The organism is Streptomyces sp. NRRL B-24572 (genome assembly GCF_002156145.1).
GTDB lineage: Bacteria > Actinomycetota > Actinomycetes > Streptomycetales > Streptomycetaceae > Streptomyces > Streptomyces vietnamensis.
Genome location: NZ_MWIG01000815.1, coordinates 1 through 3,465, shown reverse-complemented (window position 1 = coordinate 3,465; position 3,465 = coordinate 1). Strand labels below are relative to the sequence as shown.

The 3,465-nt window shown below is 72.4% G+C and carries 3 protein-coding genes; all 3 read right to left on the bottom strand.

Annotation, left to right across the window (positions count from 1 at the left end; translation table 11 throughout):
- Window positions 1-34: 34 nt before the first annotated feature.
- Window positions 35-829, bottom strand: coding sequence for an aldo/keto reductase (locus tag CCN56_RS36510; RefSeq protein ID WP_086832035.1), 795 nt, complete (start codon window positions 827-829; stop codon window positions 35-37).
- Window positions 830-968: 139 nt separating this feature from the next.
- Window positions 969-2,792 carry a long-chain fatty acid--CoA ligase gene (locus CCN56_RS36505; RefSeq protein WP_086832034.1) on the bottom strand — a complete coding sequence of 608 codons (1,824 nt, stop codon included), beginning with the start codon at window positions 2,790-2,792 and terminating at the stop codon, window positions 969-971.
- Window positions 2,793-3,120: 328 nt separating this feature from the next.
- Window positions 3,121-3,465, bottom strand: a 345-nt coding sequence (locus CCN56_RS36500) for a LysR substrate-binding domain-containing protein (RefSeq protein ID WP_256962361.1), incomplete at its 5' end; no start/stop codon positions are given.

Genomic DNA, 3,465 nt, shown 5'->3' with positions numbered 1-3,465 from the left:
CACCCGCGGGTGCGGCCGCCCCGCCTTCGCGCGCTCAGGCGCCGACGTTGAACTCCGCCGGGTTCGGGCCCAGACGGCGGCCCTCGTCGAGGGCGGCGATCGCCGCCAGGTCCTCGTCGTCCAGCTCGAAGCCGAAGACGTCGATGTTCTCGCGGATGCGCGAGGGGGTGACCGACTTCGGGATCACCACGTTCCCCAGCTGGAGGTGCCAGCGCAGCACCACCTGGGCCGGCGTCCGCCCGTGCTTGCGGCCGATCGCGACGATCGCGGGGACGTCCAGGAGTCCCCTGCCCTGGCCGAGCGGCGACCACGCCTCGGTCGCGATGCCGTACTTGGCGTGCGCCTCGCGCGACTCCGCCTGCGCGAGCTGCGGGTGCAGCTCGATCTGGTTGACGGCGGGCACGACCGAGGTCTCGCCGATCAGCCGCTCCAAGTGCTCCGGGAGGAAGTTCGAGACGCCGATCGCCTTGGCGCGCCCGTCCGCGAGGATCTTCTCGAAAGCCCGGTACGTGTCGACGTACGCGTCCTTCGCCGGGACCGGCCAGTGGATGAGGTACAGGTCGACGTGGTCGAGCCCCAGCTTGTCGAGGGAGGCGTCGAAGGCGCGCAGCGTCGAGTCGTAGCCCTGCTCGCTGTTCCACAGCTTCGTGGTGACGAACAGCTCCTCGCGGGGGATCCCGGAGGCGGCCACGGCCTCGCCGGTGCCCCGCTCGTTCTCGTAGATCGCCGCCGTGTCGATCGAGCGGTACCCGGCCTCCAGGGCCGTCGTCACGGCCGTCGCCGCCTCGTCGTCCGGCACCTGCCAGACGCCGAAGCCCAGCTGCGGCATCTCCACGCCGTTGTTCAGGGTGATCGAGGGAACGTTGCTGTCCGTGCTCACGTGGGGTGGATCCTTACGTCGTCACTGGCTCTACGGAGGTACTCCCAGCGTCAACGATCACGGGCCGTTCCGCATTCCAACCGGCCGGTCAGCCGTACAGCGCCGCGACCTCCGCCGCGTACGCCCGCTCGATCGCCTTCCGCTTCAGCTTCAGCGAGGGGGTGAGCAGCCCGTGCTCCTCGCTGAACGGATGCGCCAGGATCCGGAACGTCCGGATCGACTCCGCCTGCGAGACCAGCGTGTTCGCCGCCACCACCCCCCGCCTGATCTCCGTCTCCAGGGCCGGGTCGCGCACCAGCTGGGCCGGGGAGAGCGGTGCCCGCCCCTGCATGGCGAGCCAGTGCTCCACCGCCTCCTGGTCGATCGTCACGAGCGCGGCGATGTACGGCCGGTCGTTGCCGACCACGATGCACTGGGCGATCAGCGGGTGCGCCCGCACCCGCTCCTCCAGGGCGGTGGGGGAGACGCTCTTGCCGCCGGAGGTCACCAGGATCTCCTTCTTCCGCCCGGTGATCGTCAGATAGCCGTCCGCGTCGAGGGCGCCGATGTCCCCGGTGGCCAGCCAGCCGTCGTTGAGGACGGCGGCCGTCGCCTCCGGGGCGTTGAGATAACCGGAGAAGACCTGGCCGCCGTGCAGCCACACCTCGCCGTCCTCCGCGATGTGCACCGTCGTCCCCGGGACCGGCTGGCCCACCGTGCCGTACTTGGTCCGCCCGGGCGGGTTCGCCGTGGCGGCGGCCGAGGACTCGGTCAGCCCGTATCCCTCGAAGACGGTGATCCCCGCGCCCGCGAAGAAAAGCCCCTGCCTGCGGTCCATCGCCGAACCGCCCGACATCGCGTGCCGCACCCGCCCGCCCAGGGCTGCCCGCACCTTCGCGTACACCGTCTTCTCGAAGAACTGGTGCTGCACGCGCAGCGCTGCCGAAGGACCGGGACCGGTCCCGAAGGCCTTCTGCTCAAGCGCCTCCGCGTACGCGACCGCCACCTCCACGGCCTTGTCGAAGGGGCCGGCCTTCCCCTCGCCCTCCGCCTTGCGGCGGGCCGCGTGGAAGACCTTCTCGAAGACGTACGGCACGGCCAGCACGAACGTCGGCCGGAACGCCGCCAGGTCGGGCAGCAGCTCGGCCGCCGCCATCACCGGCTGGTGCCCCAGCTTCACCCCGCCCCGGACCGCCGCGACCTCCACCATCCGTCCGAAGACGTGCGCCAGCGGCAGGAACAGCAGCGTCGAGGCCTGCTCGTCGGGCCGGGAGCGGAACACCGGCTCCCAGCGGCCCATCAGCATGTCCGTCTCGAACATGAGGTTGGAGTGGGTGATCACACAGCCCTTGGGCCGGCCGGTCGTCCCCGAGGTGTAGATGACCGTCGCCACCGTCTCCGGGGTCACCGCCCGCCGGTGCCGGTGCACGACCTCCTCGTCGATCTCCCGGCCCGCCGCCGTCAGCTCGCCCACCGCGTCCGCGTCCAGCTGCCACAGCCGCTGGAGCCGGGGCAGCCGGTCGATCACCGAGCCGATCGTCATCGCGTGGTCCTCGTGCTCCACCACGCAGGCCGTGACCTCGGCGTCGTGCAGCATCCAGAAGACCTGCTCGGCGGAGGACGTCGGATAGACCGGCACGGGCTGCGCGCCCAGCGTCCACAGCGCGAAGTCGAAGAGCGTCCACTCGTACCGGGTCCTGGCCATGATCGCGACCCGGTCGCCGAACCGTACGCCCTGCGCGATCAGGCCCTTCGCGAGGCCCACGACCTCGTCCCGGAACCGGGCGGCGGTCACGTCGTGCCACTCCCCGTCCGGGCCCTTGCGGCCGAAGGCGATCCGGCCCGGATCGGCGAGGGCGTGGTCGAACACGGCGTCCGCCAGACCGCCGACCTGAGGCGCCGCCTCGACGGGCGGCACGGTGAACTCGCGCACTGACCTGCTCCTCGACGGCTCGGTGGCTGGAAAAGCCCGTTGTCGCACTCCGTACGGCGCCGGTGACGGTACCCCACGCGACCGGCCGGGGGGAGGGCCTTCACCAAGCCGGGACATTCCGCGTTCGCACAGGTCAGGGCCAGTGAGGCGGCCAAGCCGGGGGCGTCTCGTCCGCATTGCTGACTCGACGGTAAGTACTCCGGGGCCGAATCTCCACGGAATCTGTACGGGCCGCTCACGCCCCCGCCCCGGAAGCACCGCAGTGGCGCCTTCTCGCCGCCCCCGCGCTCCGCGCCCGCCCCAGACGCCGCACGTGGTCACCGCCGGTTCAGCGAGGCCTGTGCAGCCGGTCGCCGCCCGCCAGGATCGCCTCCGCCAGGGGGCTCTCCCCGCCCCGGCGCCCCTTGCGCAGGACGAAGCCCACGTCCCCGAGCTCCGGAAGCCCCGCGCGGGCCGGCACCGGGACGAGCCCCGGCGGCACCAGGCCCCGCGTGTGCGCCATCACCCCGAGCCCCGCGCGGGCCGCCGCCACGTTCGCGCTCAGGCTGGAACTCGTGCACGCGATCCGCCACGCCCTGCCCTGCGCCTCCAGCGCCTCCAGGGCCCGCGCCCGGGTGATCCCCGGCGGCGGGTACAGGATCAGCGGCACCGGCCGGTCCGGGTCGAGCCGCAG